Here is a 17,521-nt window from a genome sequence, read left to right on the forward strand (position 1 = left end):
TTAAAAACCCTGTCAGGAGATATGAATGGCCGACCGATATGAGCTGAGGCTTCCCGCCCTCGAAGTGCGCCAAGGCGAGCGAAAAATCTACTGCTTTGCCATCGACGGGAAGAAACTCCACAGCTTTGCTGCCGTCTCCCGCGTCCGCCGCGATGATGCAAGCAACCTGAAGGGCTACCAGCGCCCCGAGGTCCTCAGCCATATCCGGGGCATCCGCCGCTACCTCGAATCCGAGGACGCCATGCTCCCCAACGCCCTCGTCCTAGCCTTCGACGACACCGTCCGCTTCGAAACCGGAGTCCGCCCCAACGCCGGCGTGGACTACTCCGTCCCCGGCGTCCTCGTCATCCCCGTCGACGAATCCCTCACCGACCAGAACAAGCCCGCCCTCATCGTGGACGGCCAGCAGCGAAGCGCCGCCATCCGCGACGCCGACCTCGTCGAATTCCCCGTCGCCGCCGTCGGATTCATCGCCGACAACCAAGAAGACCAGCGCTCCCAGTTCATCCTGGTCAACTCCACCAAGCCGCTACCCAAGGGCCTCATCCACGAACTGCTGCCCGAAACCAGCGGACACCTGCCCCCCGCATACGCCCGCAAGCGCCTGCCGGCCCAGTTGATGACCCGCCTCAACACCGACGGCCAAGGCCCCTTCTACGGCCGGGTAGCCAGCCCCACCTCACCCGACGGCAACATCAAGGACACCAGCCTGCTGCGCATGCTGGAACACAGCCTCTTCGAAGGCGCCCTCTACCAGTACCGCAACCCCGAAGACGGCTCAGGCGACGTCGAACGCATGCTGCTGCACCTGCGCTCCTTCTGGACCATCGTGAAGGAGACCTTCAGCGACGCCTGGAAACTCCCGCCCCGCCAATCCCGCCTCACCCACGGCGTCGGCATCCAGGCCATGGGCTTCGTCATGGACGCCCTCACCGACGGCATGCCCGCCGAAGACGTCGACTGCGATCAGGTCCGCAACGCCGTCCTCGGCCTGATGCCGGTGACCGCCTGGACCTCCGGCATGTGGCGCTTCGCCGACGGCGAGCAGCGCCGCTGGAACGGCCTGCAAAACACCCCCAACGACATCCGCCTGCTCACCGACCTCCTGGTCCGCACCGTACGGGGCTGACTACCTGATCGCGTTCGTCGTGCCCTCTCGGGCACGGCGAACCGACTACACCGCACCTCCCGCCCATCGCCCCCACCCAGCGGTGGGCTTTGCTGCATGCCCGCGAATGGCCGAACGGGGCGATGCGAGGAACTCGTCGAGGAGTTGGAGGTTGCGGCGCACGTCCATTCAGGGGCAGCGTTCCCGGCGGTAAGCTCCGGCACGAGGGCGCGCCAGCGTAGGTCGAAGAGAACGCGGGTGCTTTTGCACCGGTAGGACAGCGGCCCACTTCACAGGCCAGCCGCTCTGCGGTGCACCGCTGTCCGCCATCCCCTGGTATGGCTGCCCGATCGACTCTCGTGGCCTCATCCCAGGCATGCCCCGGCGGATGGGGACCCGGCGACGGGCAGGATCCCGCCCGAACGTGTGTTGGTCCTGGGCGCCGCCCGCACCCACTGCCCCTTGCCCACCTGAAACGCGGCGGCACCAGCAGGGGACTTCTCGCCCCGCTTGAGCGACACCCCAGCGTGCACCGCATCGACTCCTGCGCTAGTTGCCTCGAAGTTTGCGCACTCGCTCACGTGTACTGCATTGACCGGACCAACTGCATGCATTATGAAAGTTGAAGATCATTGTTATCGCGGGCTCGCCCTCTGCGCCCGGGAGGGGGTTCGGGGGGTAGTGGGCTGGTGCAAGTCGTCTGGGGAGGGCGACGGTGGGAGGGGAGGCGCGAGCTTCCAGCAGGCGATCGGGGACTTCGTTACCTGGTGATCGCCGTGGAGCGGGCACCTACCCGGCGATTGTCGGTGGTGCGGTTTACGCTTCAACCGGCTGGATGTGAACGCCTTGTGAAGGAAGTTGCAATGTCAAGGCTGAGGGTGGGGGATTTTGTCCGCTTTGCCGGTTCTCCGGGGGTGGGTCGAGTCGCAGCAGTTGAGGGGGAGAGTGTCCAGGTTGACTACTTCGAGTCGATAGCGGAGCCCGTTGCCCACACGCAACGCATCGCTGCGCGCTTGTGCACGCCGGTGTCTTTGCCGGAGGAGACCCGTGTCTACCGGCGTGATCCCAGCACCGGCGTGTGGATCGTGGGCCGGGTGCGGGGGAGTGACCCCGGTGTGTATTATGTGCAGTTCCCCAACCATCCGGACGTGCACCTGCCGGTTCGAGCGGCGGAGTTGCACGTGCGCTGGGACCGGCCCGTAAAGAATCCGGTCGCGACCCTGGGAGCCGGCGGGAACGAGTCCGGTTACTTCCACGATGCCCGCTTGCCCATGCTGCACAGCCTCATTGCTCAGCGTGGGGCCAGTGGAAGCATCCCCGCGTTGCTGTCTTCTGCGGCGGAGATCTACCCCCACCAGGTGCAGGCCGCTTTGACCGTCCTGTCCGACCCGGTGCAACGCTACTTGCTGGCCGACGAGGTCGGGCTCGGAAAGACCATCCAGGCCGGCTACGTCATTCGTCAGACTCTGATCGACAACCCTCACGCGCGTGTTGTCGTCATGGCACCAGCGTCCTTGGTGAGGCAGTGGCGTGGCGAAATGCTCGAGAGGTTCTTCATCGATGACTTTCCCGAGGCGCGCATCACCTTCACCGCGCACGACACGCCGCACAAGTGGGCGGGCTATCGCGACGCCGACCTGCTTGTTGTCGATGAGGCCCACCTCCTCGTCCACGACATCACGGAGCCGACGCAATCGCCCTACCGTGAGCTGTGCGGCATTGCGCACACGGCCACGCGCCTCCTGCTGCTGTCGGCCACCCCGGTGACCTCTCACTACGTCACTCACCTGGGTCTGCTGCATCTGCTGGACGAGAAGCTGTACCGCTGGGACGACCGCGCCTCCTTCGAGGAGCGCTACCAGCGGCGTAAGGACCTTGCCGACGGCGTGTTTCAGTTGGACGCCTATTTCCCCACGCTGCTGCCGATGACCATCGATAGCCTGCGGGAACTCCTGCCGTCCGACGAGCGCTTTGAGGCATTGGCCACCGATGTGCTGGCTCTCCTCAACGACGATGACGAGTTGGCAAACGAGGATCAGGCCCCAGAATTGGTCCTGCGGGTCGAGGCTTTGAGGGCTCATCTCAGCGAGACCTATCGCCTACACCGACGGGTCATCCGCCACCGCCGCGCCTCCGTGCTGCGCGACGACGAAGAGACGGAGCTTGTGCCTTATGAAGTGAGAGGACGCACCCGTCCGCGTCTGCTCGCGGTGGATTTTGGCGAGCACTACCTCGGTCAGGCGCTGCTGCTGGAGTGGCGCACGCTGATCGCCGACCACTTGGTAGACACCGCGGCCGACGACACTCAGCACTCGGCCTACGCCATGGCGCTGGCGGTGCTTGCCTCTCGGGCCGGCGGCCTGATGGAAGACCTGCTGTGCGCGCTGCGTTGGCGCACACACGGCGATCGACAAGCCGCCGACCGAGCCGGACTGACCGAGCAGGAGCGACTCCTGCTTGCGGCACCGGCAACCCTTTCCCGGGAAAGAAAACTGGGGGAGACCTACAGCAAGCAGCGCGCTGACTTGCCTCGCACCGCCGCACCCACGGCCCTGGCCAAAGCATTGCTGCCCGTCGTGCGTCCCGGAACCAGGACGGTGATCTTCTGCGGCCCGGGAACCTTGGCGGCCCAGGTCGCGGCGGCGCTCAGTGCCCAGGCCCCCGACGCCGTCGTGGGTCTGCACGCCACAGCCACCAGCGCGGACGCCTGCGAGCAGGTCGTGCAGACCTGGCGTACTTTGCAGAACGCCGCCCTGTGCCAGGTGCTCGTCGCTGACGCCTCGGCTGAGGACGGGTTGAACCTGCAGGTTGCAGACGTGGTGGTACACGTGCGGCTGCCGTGGTCCCCTAACCGCCTGGAACAGCGGATCGGACGGGTCGATCGGTACCGGGGAGTGGAATCGCTGCGGCAGAACCGACCGGCGCAGCAGTTCCGCATCGGCGATGGCGAAGGGAACGAGGCGTTCTGTGGGGCCTGGGCCAGCCTGCTCCACGAGGGATACGACCTGTTTACCGCGTCCGTCTCGACCCTGCAGGACACCATCGCCGAAGGGCTGACCCGCGTGTGGCGCCAGGCCCTCGACGAAGGCCCCGCGGGGCTGACGACCCTGGCGCCCAGCGTGCGCGAGGAACTGCGCCAGGCCAAGCGGGACATCGACACCATGGACATGCTGGAGTCCATACACGAGACGTCGGAACAGGCCCGTCAGACCACGAGCGCGCTCGATCGCCTGGAGCAGGACTGGCGCCGCCTGCGTGAGAGCCTGGTGCACTACGCCGATGACAGCAGTGGCGGCCTGCGCTTTCGGCATGACACACGCACCGTCGCCGGCCACCAGCGCGACCGGTTCGACGTTGCCTCCTCGCATCCGCTGATCGACCCACGACGCTATAAAGCAGTCGCCGAACGTATTCATCCCCACATGGCCCAGGGTGTCTTCAACCGCTCCACCGCTCTGCGCGCCCCGGGAACCCGACTCTTCCGCTCGGGCAACCCGTTCGTGGACATGCTCGCCGACATCGTCTTCGCCGACGAACGCGGTCAGGCGACGGCCTTCCGACGCTTTGACCCCACCTGTCGTACAGGAGATGAAGCCTACTTCGGGCTCGAGTACCTCGTGGAAGCCGACATCAGTGCCGCTCTGCGGCGTGTCGCCGACGTGCCCGAGGCCGGGCGAGCCCTGCGACGCCAGGCTGACCGCCTGCTTCCCCCGTTCACCCGCAAGGTGTGGGTGCCTGCCGGGCACCGTATCGCTCTGACTGACCCGAAGGCCTGCGCCTGGCTGGATGCTCCCTATGGCAGGCGAGGAGATCAGAACTACAACGTCAAGAACCACGGCGAACTGGTCGCCGTGTTCGGAGGCTGGCAGGAATACCGACAGGCAGCAGAAGCAGCCGAGCAGGTGGCCCGTGCCCACCTCGTCCAGGCAACCGACCTGATGAGCAAGTGCGCTAAGGCGCAGGAGCAGGCACGGCAGCAACTCGCGATCGCGACCGCGCAGGCGCAGGCACGCAGTGCGGCCGGCCACCTGCTGGGCGACACCGAAAGCTACCTGCTGGACGTGGCCGTGGGACGGGATCTGACGGAGGCACTGAGCCGCCCTTCGATACGCGTGGTCGCCGCCACCTGCATCGTGCGCGGGGGATACCGGACGGTGAAGCGCGATGGGTGATCTGTGGGCGCACGCCCAGGAACTGTTTACGGCCTGGCCCCAGGTGCCGACGACGACGGCCACCGGCACCCTGCGGCGACTGGAAGACGCCTTGGCCGACCGGGCCGCTCATCGCGCAGACGCGGTCGGCTGGCGCGACATCGCAGCCCTCACCCGGCAGGTACTGCTGGAGGTTGCCGTCCGGGGAAACAACGCTGGACTGGAGGTTCCCCTGGATCCCGCGTTGCCCAGCCGCGAACAGTGGGAACAGATGGCGTGCCGGACACTGCCGACCACACGGGGATTGCGGGTCTTCGCCTTGCCGTGGCACCCGCGGGAGTTGACGCCCGAAGCACAAGAAAGCGCCCGGGAGGACCTGAAGCAGATCTATCTCGGGGTGGACTCACCGCATCGGCGACACCTCGAACCCCGGCCGGCCGACCCCTATTGGGCAGAGGCCCTCGGCTACACCGAGTACGTCTCCGTCGGGCAGCAACAAGCCGCGCGAGCTGTTGCCCTGGCTCCTGCCGGCAGCACGACGATCGTGTGTCTGCCCACCGGACACGGCAAGACCGCGGTGGCCCAGGCCTCGGCCCTGTTGGCCGGTGCCCGCGGGGGAGTGTCCATCGTGGTCGTCCCCACGGTCGTTCTTGCCCTGGACATGGAGGCTAGAACGCAGGTCACCCTTGAACGGCAGGGCAGAGGGAGCCCGACCGGCCGTTATGCCTACACCGGCGGCATGCCGGAGGAGGTCAAGCGGCAGATATGCGACGACGTCCGCACCGGTCGCCAACGCCTGCTATTCGCCTCCCCCGAAGCGGTGGTGACGGCGCTGAAGAAGCCCCTGGAGGACGCCGCCGAAGCCGGACTGCTGCAGTACTTCGTCATCGACGAGGCACACCTGGTCGAGCAGTGGGGCACCGGCTTTCGGCCCGAATTTCAGACGATGGCCAGCCACCGGCGTACCTGGCTGCGCAAGGCCCCCCAGGACCAGGCGCCGGTGACGGTGGCGATGAGCGCCACCCTCACCCACCAGCAGGTCAGCCTTCTGGAGCAGTTGTTCGCCGAGGAAGGGCAGGCCCAGGTGGTGTGGGCCTCTCAACTGCGGCACGAGCCCAGCTACTACGTCGACACCTGCCCCGACGAGCAGAGCCGGAACGAAGCCGTCATCGACGCAGTCGCCATGCTGCCTCGGCCCTTGGCGCTCTACACCACTCGGGTCAAGGACGCTGCCGACTGGGCTGAACGGCTCCGCAAGGCCGGCTTCCGCCGCGTCACCCAGGTCACCGGAAAGTCCACTGACGACCAGCGGCGGCAGGCTCTCGAAGGCTGGGCGGGCTCGACCCCCGACGGGCCTGAGCCCACGCGCTTCGACGTGGTCGTGGGCACCTCGGCCTTCGGCCTGGGAGTTGACCTTGCCGACGTGCGTACCGTGGTCCACGCCTGCCTCCCGGAGACCGCGGACCGCTACTACCAGGAGGTCGGCCGCGCCGGGCGAGACGGACATCCCTGCATCGCCTACATGGCCACCGCTCCCGGGGACGAGGCGCTGGCCGAAAGCCTCAACCGCAGCCCGCAATTGACGGCCGAGCGTGCCTGGGCCCGGTGGCGGGCCATGTGGGTGGGGCGCACTCCCACCGACAGCGGCGCCCACCGGCTCAGCCTCGAGGCCCTGCCTGCCGACATGCCCGAAGGTTTCGGCCGGCACCGCAAGCTGGAACGAACGCATCCTCAACTTCATGGTCAGAGCCGGCCTCATCAAGGTGACCATCCCCGAACCGCCACAGCGTAGCGAGAAGGAAACCGACGCGGCCTGGCAAGGGCGCCTCGACGCGTTCTACACGTCCCTGGGGAAACAGTTCGACATCTTCCTTGCGGATGGGCAGACTAACGACCGCGCCTACTTCCTGCAGCGTTTCAACGACGTCCGCCGGCTCATCATCAACGACCAACGTGACGCCGCCGGCCGGCTGCGAAGGATTTTGCGCAGCGACCGCTGCTGGGGCGAGGCACTGGCTGACCACTACCGCGTGCCCTACCGCGGAGGTGTTCTGACCACGGGAGTCACCTGCCGCGGGTGCCCGCCCTGCCGTAAGCAGGGCCCGCCGCGGACCGCCCCGGAGGGCTACTACCGACTCGCGGTCGAGCCCTGGCCTGCCGTGCCGTCGTGGCCGAGCCGACGCGAGGACCCCCTGATGCGGTTCCGCGGTGACCTGCCGTGCCTTTCCATCTACTGGGAAACCGAGCAGGAGTTCACCGACCTGGTGCCCGAACTGCTCGAGCGGCTGGCCGTGCGGGGAATGTCGGTGGTCGGCGGTCCGGGACTTGCCCGCCTCGCCACTCGACGACTGCAACGCGACGTGCGCCCCCGCCCCCTCATCCTGGACAGGGACGAGGACCTCCTGGGCCGCTACACCAACCCGATGGTCTGGCTGCTCGACTCTTCCGCCTCCCACATGGGAGACGATCTGGCAATGCGGTTCGATTCCCAGGATGTAACGTACCTGCTGCATCCACGGTCTTTGGCGCACCCGGATCGCCCTGACACCCCACTTGTTGCAATCCACCGCGCCCATTTGTGGGTGCGTACTGCCTTGGAGTCGTTCTAGTGGCCCTGTTGCTTGCGGAATCTTCGATCCCACCTTTCATGTGGGCCGTCGTTCGTCTTCTTGCCGCAGAGCGAAAGCCGCTGCCGACGGATCGCGCGCGGGCTCTTCTGGCTCCCCCCTCCCTGACCGAGGGCAAGGAGAACAAGACCTTCGACCAAGCCCTGCGCAGCCTGCGCGAGTTGCAGATGGTCGCCGTTGACGAAGGCCGACTCTCGCTCGCCGGACACGCCAGCGACCTCGACGGCACGGACTTCCCCTCCTTCAGTTGTGCCCTGCGCCAGGCTGTCTTGGCCGGTGAACTCAATGCCGGTCTGGCCGACGACGCAGGACAGACCGGTTCGCGCGACCTCACCCGAATTCTCGTGTGGTTTCTTTCCCGGGATCCTCTCGACGAGCCGGCCACCTGGGAGATCGCCCAACGCGAGCAGTCCATCGACCTCAACCCTGAAGCGGGGACTGCGTCGCGAAACGACACGCGCTGGAACCGTTTCGTGCACTGGGCGCCGGCCCTGGGCCTGGCTGCTGCCCCGTTGCTGTCAAGCAGCGGAAAGGGCCCCCTGCTTCCGGACTGCACAGCAGCCGTCAAGCAGTCGGTGCAAAGGCTGTGGGCTGTCGGGGAACGAGTCAACGCCGTCGACGCTGCCCGAACCCTGCGCAGTGCCCTGCCGGTCCTGCCGGGTGGGGACTACGCCAACGCCCTGGGCATCCCCGACCCGGGCGCGCAGTCAGCAGGGCCGGCCTTGTCCTACGCCCTGCTGCGAGGCGAAGACGAGGGGTGGCTCGTCCTGCAGCAGGACGCCGACGCGCAGCGCGTCTTGACCCTTCATGACCCCGACCGTCCGTCGCACTACGTGTCCGACATCGTCATCTCGGAGGACCAGCATGGCTGACTTCCGCGGCTTCCTGTGCTGGACGCCCGAAACTGCGGCCGCGACGATCAATACCGAGGCGGTCAGTCCCTCTCGTGCGGTCTTCCTGGCCACGCATGCGCCGTTGCGCATTCGCCGGGCCGGCCTGGACGGGCGTGCCATCGTCTCCGACGGCCCCCTCATTGACGAGAAGACCGTGCTGAAGGACTTCCTGTCGCTGCAGTCCGACACCGGCGCGCTCCTCTTGCCGGTCGTCGGTGACTCCGGGACCGGAAAGTCGCACCTGGTGCGCTGGGTGCGCGAGAACCTGCCCGCCTCGGACAAGTACAAGATCATCTATCTGGAGAAGGCCAAGACCAGCCTGCGCGCTGTGATCGACGCCCTCCTCGTCGACGCAGACAGTGGTGCGCTGGCTCAGTTGCGCGCCGACATCCACCGGTTCACCGAAGGTGTGGACGCGGTCACTTTGAGTAGGCGCCTGGTGAATGCCCTCAGCGAGGCCCTGGCCGCCACGACGGCCCGTGACGTACCGCAGCACGCCCGTCCGCTTGCCGGTCCCCGCGGCTTGACGGTCGTCCTGCAAGACCCCCACGTGAGCGCCTTCATGCTCGGACAGGGGAAATTCATTCCCCGACTGGCGGAACAACTGCTGCGGGACCGCGCAGACGGTGAGCCCGACCGCCCGATGGCGTTCACCATGGAAGATCTCCCCACCGACCTGCTGGATCTCCACCGCGCCGCCCAGGTCACGATCAAGCTGATCAATGCGATCTCCGGCAACACACAACTGCAGCAGGCCGCTGTCGACCTGCTGAACCAGCACCTGGAAGCAGCTGTCAAACGGGTGGCGAGCCTGGGGGCCGGTCGCCTGCAGGACGCCATGCTGCAGGTGCGGCGCGAGTATGCCCGCAAGGGCAAAGAGATCATCCTGCTCGTCGAGGACTTCGCGCTGATCCAAGGCGTGCAGAGAGATCTCCTTGATGCGGTCATCGAGGCCGCCAACCGCTTCGGCAGCACCACCCTGGCCCCTATCCGCACCCTCATGGCGGTCACCACGGGCTACTTCAGCGACCTTCCGGAGACCGCACTCACCCGTGTGCGGGCGACCGCCGGCTACGTCTACAATCTCAACGTCCCCTTCACCAGGGACGACCGGGGCGAGTCCGAGATCACCTCTTTCGTCGGACGTTATCTCAACGCCGCCCGGGTCGGGCGGGAGGCCCTGGAGAACGCGGGCGAGCGGCAGGTGCCCAATCCCTGTGAGACCTGCGCACTGGTCTCCCGATGTCATGAGCAGTTCGGGGCCACCTCCGAGGGCTTCGGCCTGTATCCGTTCAATCCGTCCGCCCTGGTCCGCGCCATCCACGCGACGGCTCCGCGCAACGACCCCTATGCGTTCGTCCCGCGCACCGTGCTCGGCAGCGTGATCCGTCCTGTCCTGGTCGAGCATGCCAGCGCACTCAAAGAAGGCACCTTCCCCGACGCCCGTTTCCGCACGCAGTTCCCCACTGCGGACATCGACGAGCCGCTCTCTACCGGCGTGCAGGAAGTCGTAGAGGCAGAGGACCCTCTCGACGCCGACCGCCGGAAGATCGTCCTGGAGTTCTGGGGCGGAGCCCCCGACCACGCCGGCGCGCTGCCGTCGGCAGTCCTAGAGGCCTTTGCCCTGGAAGCCCATACCTTCTCCGGGGCCAGCGCAATTCCCCGGCAGCCGGTCAAGGTGCAGGCGACGGAGCCGGTCAAGCAGACGACCAAAACAAATCCCTTCACCACGGGCAAACTCCTTCCCTCTCTGCAGGCCAAGATCAATGCGGTGGAGGACTGGCTCAGGCGAGAACACGTACTGCAGCAGGCCGTGGCCAGCGAGTTGCGCACCGTCATCGCCACCGCCGTCGCGCAGCGCTATCGCTGGGTCAATCCTTTGATGCGGGAACAGTCACAGGCGACGATCCGCTCAGCCTGGCCTTCCAATGCCCGTGTGGTCTCGATCGAAGGCGCAACGGAGAACGTGCAGGGCGCCGACGCAGCGCCGATCCGGTTCAAGCGAACGGCGCGCAACAGCCGTTACCTGCAGAGCGTGCTGCTGCTGAAGAACGGCCAGCCCGCCGAGCGAGCCGAACATGTACGCAGGCTGAGCACAGAATCCGACCGCTACACAGCGTCGCTGACCACCGCGCTGCAGAAGAACCTGCAGATCACCGATGACGACTTGGTCCTCGGACTGCGCGCAGCCCTGATCGGCGCCGCTCTGGCCGGGCTGGCGTGGCCCGGCATGGACGAGGCCGAACTGCTTGCCGCCGCATTCGCCGACGGGCGCTCCTGGGCGCGTGAGGACGCCGCATCGCGCGATGAGGCGTGGAGTCGGACCCTGGAGAGCCACCTTCAGCACAGGCCCCCCCTCGTCGAGCGGCTCCGCGACGCCTTGGGCGTGGCCCAAGGTGACGGGAAGCCCCGACTGATCGACGCCGCGAGGGCGCTGCCGCTGCTGCGCCGAGCGACAGCACAGTGGGACTGGCAGGTGACAGGATCGGACGTACCGGAGTGGGTGAAGAAGGCCGTCAAGTCCTTCGCCAACTGGACGGACCTGGTGAAGGCGCAGAATGCGTCACTGCGCCGGCAGTTGGACGACATACGCCGACACCATCCGCGGGGCACAACCGGGCAGCAAGTTCTGGCCGCCGTGCGCGATGCACTCCTTGCGGCCGAGGACGCCAGCATCCCGGTGCCCCGGGCCACGCGGACGGGTATCACCGACCTTCTGTCGCGGGCGCAGGACGTCGACTGGAAGATCCTGAACCAACTCGAGGACGATCTCCTGCGGGCGGAGGAACCGGAGGCTTCCGACGCGGCGCGCATCACGGCGGCAGTGCGTGACCGAGGGGTCGCCCCCCAGGTGGTCCGTGCCCTGCTGCAGGCCAGCGATGCGTGGCTGACCACCGCTTTGGAGCACGCTGCATCCCGCACCAACTCCCATGGCGATGAGGCGGCCAGGGGTGTCCAGGAACTTTTGACCGAGTGGCGGTCGCTGAGCGCACCGGAGGAGGACCGATGAGCGCACCCCTGTCCGTCTTGCAAAAGGCCGAGCGCCTGCAGGCGGAGGCACGCCGACTCAACGAGGGAGAGAAGGGAGAGGAGGAGGCCCGGCGCATCAGCGAACGCATCAGCGTCCTGCACAACCAGTTGATGGCCCTGCAGCGACGCCTTCGCATCGCCCGCTCCTTGATGGCCCAGCCGGCAGCTGGCGACATCGACCTCTCCGGGCTCGACACGGGTCTAGCAGCGTTCACCCGCCAGTGTGAGGGCGGACTGCCTCCCAACGCGGCCTTCACCAGGGCCTCGACAGCTGTGCAAAAGGTCGCCGATCGCATAGCCCATGACAGCCAGGAAGCATGGCGGCAGTGGACGCAAGCCCAACTGGCGGCCTTGCAGATGGCGCGGCAGGCCATGCTCTCCCTGCAGGACCAGGCACGGGCCAAAGCACTGCACCAGGACCTCACCAAGACTGCTCGCGCCGACGTCGACGCAGCCGTGATCACTCTGTTCGCCAACGCACACGCCGAACTGGCTGAGTTGCTCGACAGCGCGCCACCGCCGCCGGAAGGACTGCAGATGCTCCTGGACCGCCTGGCCTCCGGCACCGCCCTGCTGCTCAGCGACATCACGGACGAGGAGATCGCGCTGCTGCGTCGTGTCGATCTCGACGCCGACCTGGAAGTCCGCAGGAGGCGCACGTGATCACACCGTCCCGTGCCCGTTTCTACAACCACGTCCTCAACGCGCTCGAGGACCGCGAGTTGCCCCTTGTCTCCTGGGGCATCACCGATGGCGCCCTGACCGAGAGTGAAGTCCTCGAGGTCATCGATCTCTGCCTGCCCGACGCCCCGCGGGAGGTGGCAGGCATATCGAGCGAAGAGCTGATGTATGAAATCCGCGATCGTGCCTGGCTGTTCAAGGTGCCGGACACCTCGCCCCCGCAATATCGCACGCGACTGGCCGAAACCGTCCGTCTGGCAACGCAGTTGCGGCAACTCTTCCCCTGGCAGGCCCGCGATGAGGCGGCGCAGTGGTGGCAGAGCGGTAAGCGACTCGTGGCCGACTACCGCCTGCACACCGCGCCGCGCCGTTATCCCCAGCGCAATATCCCCGCGGCGACCGCGTTGAAGGAACTCGCCACTCTGGCTGGCTGGGGCCGCCTTCAGCACCTCGTGGCCCAGGCCCACATCGGGCCCCGTAACCTAGCCCGCTTTCAGGTCGACGCCACCGCGGCGGTGACCAGTGCGCTGCAACGTCCGCACCCCAGCGGTGTGATCGTGGGGGCTGGCACCGGTAGCGGCAAGACGCTGTCTTTCTACCTGCCGGCTTTCGCTGCCATGGCCGAGCGTGCTCGATCGAATAGCTTCCGCCTGCACACGCTGGCGCTGTATCCGCGCAAGGAATTGCTGCGCGATCAGTTGCGGGAGGCGCTGAGCACTGCCCGCTCGCTGGAGCCCACCCTGCAGGGCTCCGGGCGCCGGCCATTTCGACTAGGGGCCCTTTACGGAGACACGCCCTACGACCATGAGGACGACCGGCTCAAGCCTGGCGCAAGCGGCCGCACTGCCTGGAAACGGACTCGAGAGGGTGCCGTCTGCCCTTACTTGGCCTGTCCTGCGTGTGAGCGGGGCGAACTCCTCTGGCGTGATCTTGACCGTCGCGGCAATAGGGAGCGACTGGTCTGCCTTGCCTGCCGGGCCAGCATTCCGGAGGGCAGCCTTGCTCTGACCCGTCAATCCCAGCAAGACGCGCCCCCTGACCTGCTTTTCACCACGACCGAAATGCTCAACCTGAACAGTGCCGGAGGCGGGCTTAGCCGACTGCTGGGCTGGCAGGGAGGCGCGGTCCCGTCCCTGGTCCTGCTTGATGAGGTGCACACCTACTCCGGGATTCACGGAGCCCAGACCGCTTTGTTGCTGCGCCGCTGGCAGCAGGCCGTCCGCAAGCCGGTCGCTTTCGTCGGTCTAAGCGCCACCCTGCGTGACGCCGGTACGTTCTTCGCTCGCCTGGTGGGACTGCGCGACAGCCACGTCGAGTACATCCAACCCGCCGACGACAGCATGGATGAGGAGGGGCGCGAGTACGCGCTTGCGTTGCGCGGCGATCCGATCGCCGGCAGCAGTCTGCTGTCGACCTCCATCCAAGCCGCCATGCTCTTTGGACGCATGCTTGACCCGGAAGAAGACGCCGCACTGTACGGGTCTACCGGGTTTTTGTTTACCGACGACCTGGATGTCACCAACCGCTTCTACGACGACCTGCGGGACGCTGAGGGAGGACAGAACCGCTACGGTCAACCGGGTCGGAAACCAGCCCTGGCCGCGTTGCGCGCTTCAGCACGCGCCCATCACCAAACCCGTTACCGCGACGGCCAATCGTGGGACCTGATGGAAAAGATCGGCCACGTCCTCGCGCCGGGGGCTGGTCACCATGCGCTGCGGATAGCGCGCACGTCCTCCCAGGACGTCGGAGTGGATCTGCAGGCAAATCTGACGGTGGCGACCGCCTCGCTCGAAGTCGGTTTCAACGACCCGCGCGTTGGGTTGGTACTGCAGCACAAGGCTCCCCACGACGCGGCGGCCTTCATCCAGCGACGCGGCCGGGCCGGGCGTCTGCGCGCCATGCGCCCCGTCACGGTGATCACTCTGTCCGACTACGGCCGGGACCGGCTGGCCTACCAGGCCTACGAGACGCTGTTCCAGCCGGAAGTGCCAGCACGTCACCTTCCGGTCAACAACCGCTTCGTCATCAAGATTCAAGGAACGCAGTCGCTGCTGGACTGGGCAGGACGCAAACTGCGCTTTCACCATCCGTGGGCTGACCCCAGGACGCTGTTGACCGCACCAAAGGCAGCAAAGGGCGACGATAAGAACAAAGCGGCCCGCCAGGACTTGGCGCAGGTGTTGGAGAGCCTCTTGACCACTCCTGCTCTCCAGGACGATCTGGCGCGCCATCTCAGAGCGGCGCTGCAGTTGACCGCTGACGAAGTGCAAGCCTTGCTCTGGGAGGAGCCGCGCTCTTTGTTGCTCAGCGTGGTTCCCACCGCTGTACGCCGGCTGAGGAACAACTGGCAGACCCTCCAGGAGAAGGATCCCGGCGCCGAGCCCCGTGCCATGCTTCCGGAGTTCGTGACACGGACGCTGTTCGATCCGCTCAACGTGCCTGAGGTCGGGCTGATCCTTCCCTTCGCTTCGCGCACTACCGCCAGCAGCGCCGAGCAGGACAGCAGCGACGAACTGCTGCCGATCGCCAGGGCTCTGAGGGAAGCCGTACCCGGCAGGGTTAGCCGCCGCTACGGCTACCAGCGTGACGACCACCGCACCTGGCTCCCCATCCCTCCAATCGGCCAGGACACCCTGGAACTGGACGACAGCCTTGTACCAGGCCCGACGCTCGAAGGCCGCTGGTTCCCCCCGGGGCAGGACCCGGCAGGTCTGGTCGTACTGCGCCCGCATCGTCTGCAGCTCAGCGAGCCTCCCAAGGAGGTCGCCGATCGGTCACAGGGATTTCCTCTGTGGGGCTCACAGATCGTTGTCGATGCAGGCACTCAGCCCCTGCCAGGTGACGTTCCCCGCCCCTCGTCGTGGGAACACCGCATCACCTCCGTCGGCTTCGCCCTGCACGCGGCAGGCAATCCGATTGAGGTGCGCCGCATGACTGCCGGCTCGCGCTTTGAGGTGAGCTACGACGCAGGCACCACGGATGCCCGCACCGTGCGCTACACCCGCAACGGAGAACCGGCCGCGCTCGGCTTCCGGCTGAACGTGGACGCAGCCTCCTTCACCGTCGCCCCACTGGACACCACGCATCCCGAGGTCGCGCGCTACCTCACGTCGCCCCAGTGGCGCACCATGGCCTACTTCCAGGCGGTGGCAGACGATCCAGCGCTGGGGAAGGTGACCAACCAGTTCCAGCGCGGCTGGCTAGCGCTGGTGTACCTGACGTCGTTCTCTCTGCGCGGCCTGAGCGACGACGCTCCCGACCCGTCGTCGATCCGCTCCAGTCTTGCTGACGGCAGTTGGCGCAACGACCTGGCGGAAATCCTCAGCGTGCTCTACCGCGACGAGCCCACAGGCAAACCCGCCCACAGCAACGAACGTCTCATCGCCACGCTCACCGAACTCAGCGACGTGCCCGCTGTCATCGACGCCCTGGACCGGGCCGGACAATTGCTGGTGGCTTCAGACGTTGCCATCCGCAGCGCCGACCTCGCACGGCGCGCCTACACAGATACCGTGGCCGCGGCCATTCTCGCCGCAGCGCTGCGCGCTTGCCCGGACGCCCAGGACGGCGACTTGATCGTGGACGTGGTCTCCGCAGCCACGGATGGGGATCCGTCCGTGGTGTGGCTGAGCGAAACCTCCATCGGCGGTCTAGGTGTGATCGAACAACTGTCCCGCTACTATGCCGAGGACCCGCGGCGTTTTTGGCGTCTGGTTGAGACGGCTCTGACCCCCAACGACTATGAGTACGTCGACACCACCGTGACCCGACTCCTGCGTCACGTGACGGCCGAACCGACCGGAGTCGCAGCACGGGCCATGGCAGTTCTGCGGGCCCACACTTCCGCTGCCGACTCCAGCCAAGCGCTCACCGATCTTCGCAACGCTTGGAGCAGACTCGACGGTCCGCCGCGGCACAGTGCCGTGGCAGCGTTGTCCACCCGACTGCTCCGTCCCGGCAGCAGCCCTACCACCGACGTCAGCGCGCTGGCTTTGATCGAGGGGTGGCAGGCCCTGGAGCGTCGCTTGGGCGTGGAAGTCGACGCCCGCGTTATTGCCTACGCCGTCGGTTCCGGGCGTCTGCCCACCGGCCCTGGCCCGCGCCTGTCGGCCGACCAGGCCTTCAGCCTGCTGTGGCCGCGTGGCCGCGATGCCCGCACCCACCACCTTCAGCACTACCAGCCCTACCTCGACCGTCCTCCCGTCCTGGACCGCCTCCTGGCCGCCGCCGCGCACGATGAGCAACTGCCGCGCATCGACGTCACCGAAGAGGGCTGGGAGCAGCGCTATCAAACCGCGATAGCCCAGCATGCCGCAGTGGAGTTGACAGCCGACACGAACGCTGCGACGGCCCTGTCTGACGCCATCGCCCGGGTGCCGGCTTTGACGGTGGACCGGGACGTCCTGCGCCTGTACGGAGAGATGCAAGGAATGAGCCGTGACGGCCAGCACTGGCGCGTGCGGGTGGACATCCGGGAGGCGACACAGTGAGTCGACTCGAGCGCCCCATACGCACCGGGGGACACACCGGCGTGCGCGCCGACGCAATCCTGGCGACGGCACTGATTGGGGAACTTGTATGCCCTGGGCCCGTGATGTGGCTGGTCTCGCCGTGGATCAGTGACGTGAAGGTCTTGGACAACAGCCAGGGAACGTACGACGACCTGTTCGACGACAATCCCCCCAGCTCCTGCTCTCTGTCCGACCTGCTCGCCCGGATCGTGGCGGCCGGCGCCTCCCTAACGGTGGTCACCCGCCCGGACCCGCACAATGCACAATTCCTCGGGCGTCTGCGCCGCTTGACCTCGCAGCACGCCGTGCGCGTGGTGCAGAACCCCGCCGTGCACGAAAAGACCATTTGCGGGCGGGACTGGCTGCTCACCGGGTCCATGAACTTCACGGTGCGCGGCCTGATGGAGAACGACGAGGCGGTGAGCTACAAGGTGGGAGGCAGCGACGCGGCCCAGGCACGCCTGGAACTCGCCCAGCGATGGAAGGAGTACCAGTGATCGCCGCGCGCCAGGCTTCC

Annotated in this window: 9 protein-coding genes; all 9 read left to right on the forward strand. The window is 66.8% G+C overall.

Annotated elements, in window-relative coordinates; genetic code table 11:
* Positions 1-25: 25 nt before the first annotated feature.
* The 9 genes from dbpB to dpdK all read left to right on the forward strand — a co-directional run bounded on the left by dbpB (position 26) and on the right by dpdK (position 17,501).
* Complete coding sequence (dbpB, locus tag ACWH4W_RS12195; protein ID WP_473075767.1) at positions 26-1,129, forward strand: DGQHR domain-containing protein DpdB; 1,104 nt, start codon at positions 26-28, stop codon at positions 1,127-1,129.
* A gap of 842 nt (positions 1,130-1,971) precedes the next feature.
* Positions 1,972-5,280 carry a protein DpdE gene (gene dpdE, locus ACWH4W_RS12200; RefSeq protein WP_473075768.1) on the forward strand — a complete coding sequence of 1,103 codons (3,309 nt, stop codon included), beginning with the start codon at positions 1,972-1,974 and terminating at the stop codon, positions 5,278-5,280.
* A complete protein-coding gene (dpdF, locus tag ACWH4W_RS12205) occupies positions 5,273-7,051 on the forward strand; it encodes a protein DpdF (RefSeq protein ID WP_473075769.1) in 1,779 nt (592 codons plus the stop codon). Before dpdE ends, dpdF begins: the two co-directional genes overlap by 8 nt.
* A complete protein-coding gene (locus tag ACWH4W_RS12210; protein ID WP_473075770.1) occupies positions 6,999-7,868 on the forward strand; it encodes a hypothetical protein in 870 nt (289 codons plus the stop codon). The genes dpdF and ACWH4W_RS12210 overlap by 53 nt, the downstream gene beginning before the upstream one ends.
* Positions 7,868-8,758, forward strand: a complete 891-nt coding sequence (dpdG, locus tag ACWH4W_RS12215; protein WP_473075771.1) for a protein DpdG — start codon at positions 7,868-7,870, stop codon at positions 8,756-8,758. Before ACWH4W_RS12210 ends, dpdG begins: the two co-directional genes overlap by 1 nt.
* Positions 8,751-11,789: a protein DpdH gene (gene dpdH, locus ACWH4W_RS12220; RefSeq protein ID WP_473075772.1), complete on the forward strand. Its 3,039-nt coding sequence runs from the start codon at positions 8,751-8,753 to the stop codon at positions 11,787-11,789. Before dpdG ends, dpdH begins: the two co-directional genes overlap by 8 nt.
* Positions 11,786-12,472, forward strand: coding sequence for a hypothetical protein (locus tag ACWH4W_RS12225; protein WP_473075773.1), 687 nt, complete (start codon positions 11,786-11,788; stop codon positions 12,470-12,472). The genes dpdH and ACWH4W_RS12225 overlap by 4 nt, the downstream gene beginning before the upstream one ends.
* Positions 12,469-16,983, forward strand: coding sequence for a protein DpdJ (gene dpdJ, locus ACWH4W_RS12230; RefSeq protein ID WP_473075774.1), 4,515 nt, complete (start codon positions 12,469-12,471; stop codon positions 16,981-16,983). The genes ACWH4W_RS12225 and dpdJ overlap by 4 nt, the downstream gene beginning before the upstream one ends.
* Positions 16,980-17,501: a phospholipase D-like domain-containing protein DpdK gene (dpdK, locus tag ACWH4W_RS12235; protein WP_473075775.1), complete on the forward strand. Its 522-nt coding sequence runs from the start codon at positions 16,980-16,982 to the stop codon at positions 17,499-17,501. Before dpdJ ends, dpdK begins: the two co-directional genes overlap by 4 nt.
* The last annotated feature ends 20 nt before the right edge of the window (positions 17,502-17,521 follow it).

The sequence above is a fragment of the Streptomyces sp. DSM 120436 genome (genome assembly GCF_055778765.1).

What these genes read in the sequence shown, in the direction of transcription:
- dbpB (WP_473075767.1), top strand. Translation starts at nt 26, where the DNA reads ATGGCCGACCGATATGAGCTGAGGCTTCCCGCCCTCGAAGTGCGCCAA.
- dpdE (WP_473075768.1), top strand. Translation starts at nt 1,972, where the DNA reads ATGTCAAGGCTGAGGGTGGGGGATTTTGTCCGCTTTGCCGGTTCTCCG.
- dpdF (WP_473075769.1), top strand. Translation starts at nt 5,273, where the DNA reads ATGGGTGATCTGTGGGCGCACGCCCAGGAACTGTTTACGGCCTGGCCC.
- ACWH4W_RS12210 (WP_473075770.1), top strand. Translation starts at nt 6,999, where the DNA reads ATGGTCAGAGCCGGCCTCATCAAGGTGACCATCCCCGAACCGCCACAG.
- dpdH (WP_473075772.1), top strand. Translation starts at nt 8,751, where the DNA reads ATGGCTGACTTCCGCGGCTTCCTGTGCTGGACGCCCGAAACTGCGGCC.
- ACWH4W_RS12225 (WP_473075773.1), top strand. Translation starts at nt 11,786, where the DNA reads ATGAGCGCACCCCTGTCCGTCTTGCAAAAGGCCGAGCGCCTGCAGGCG.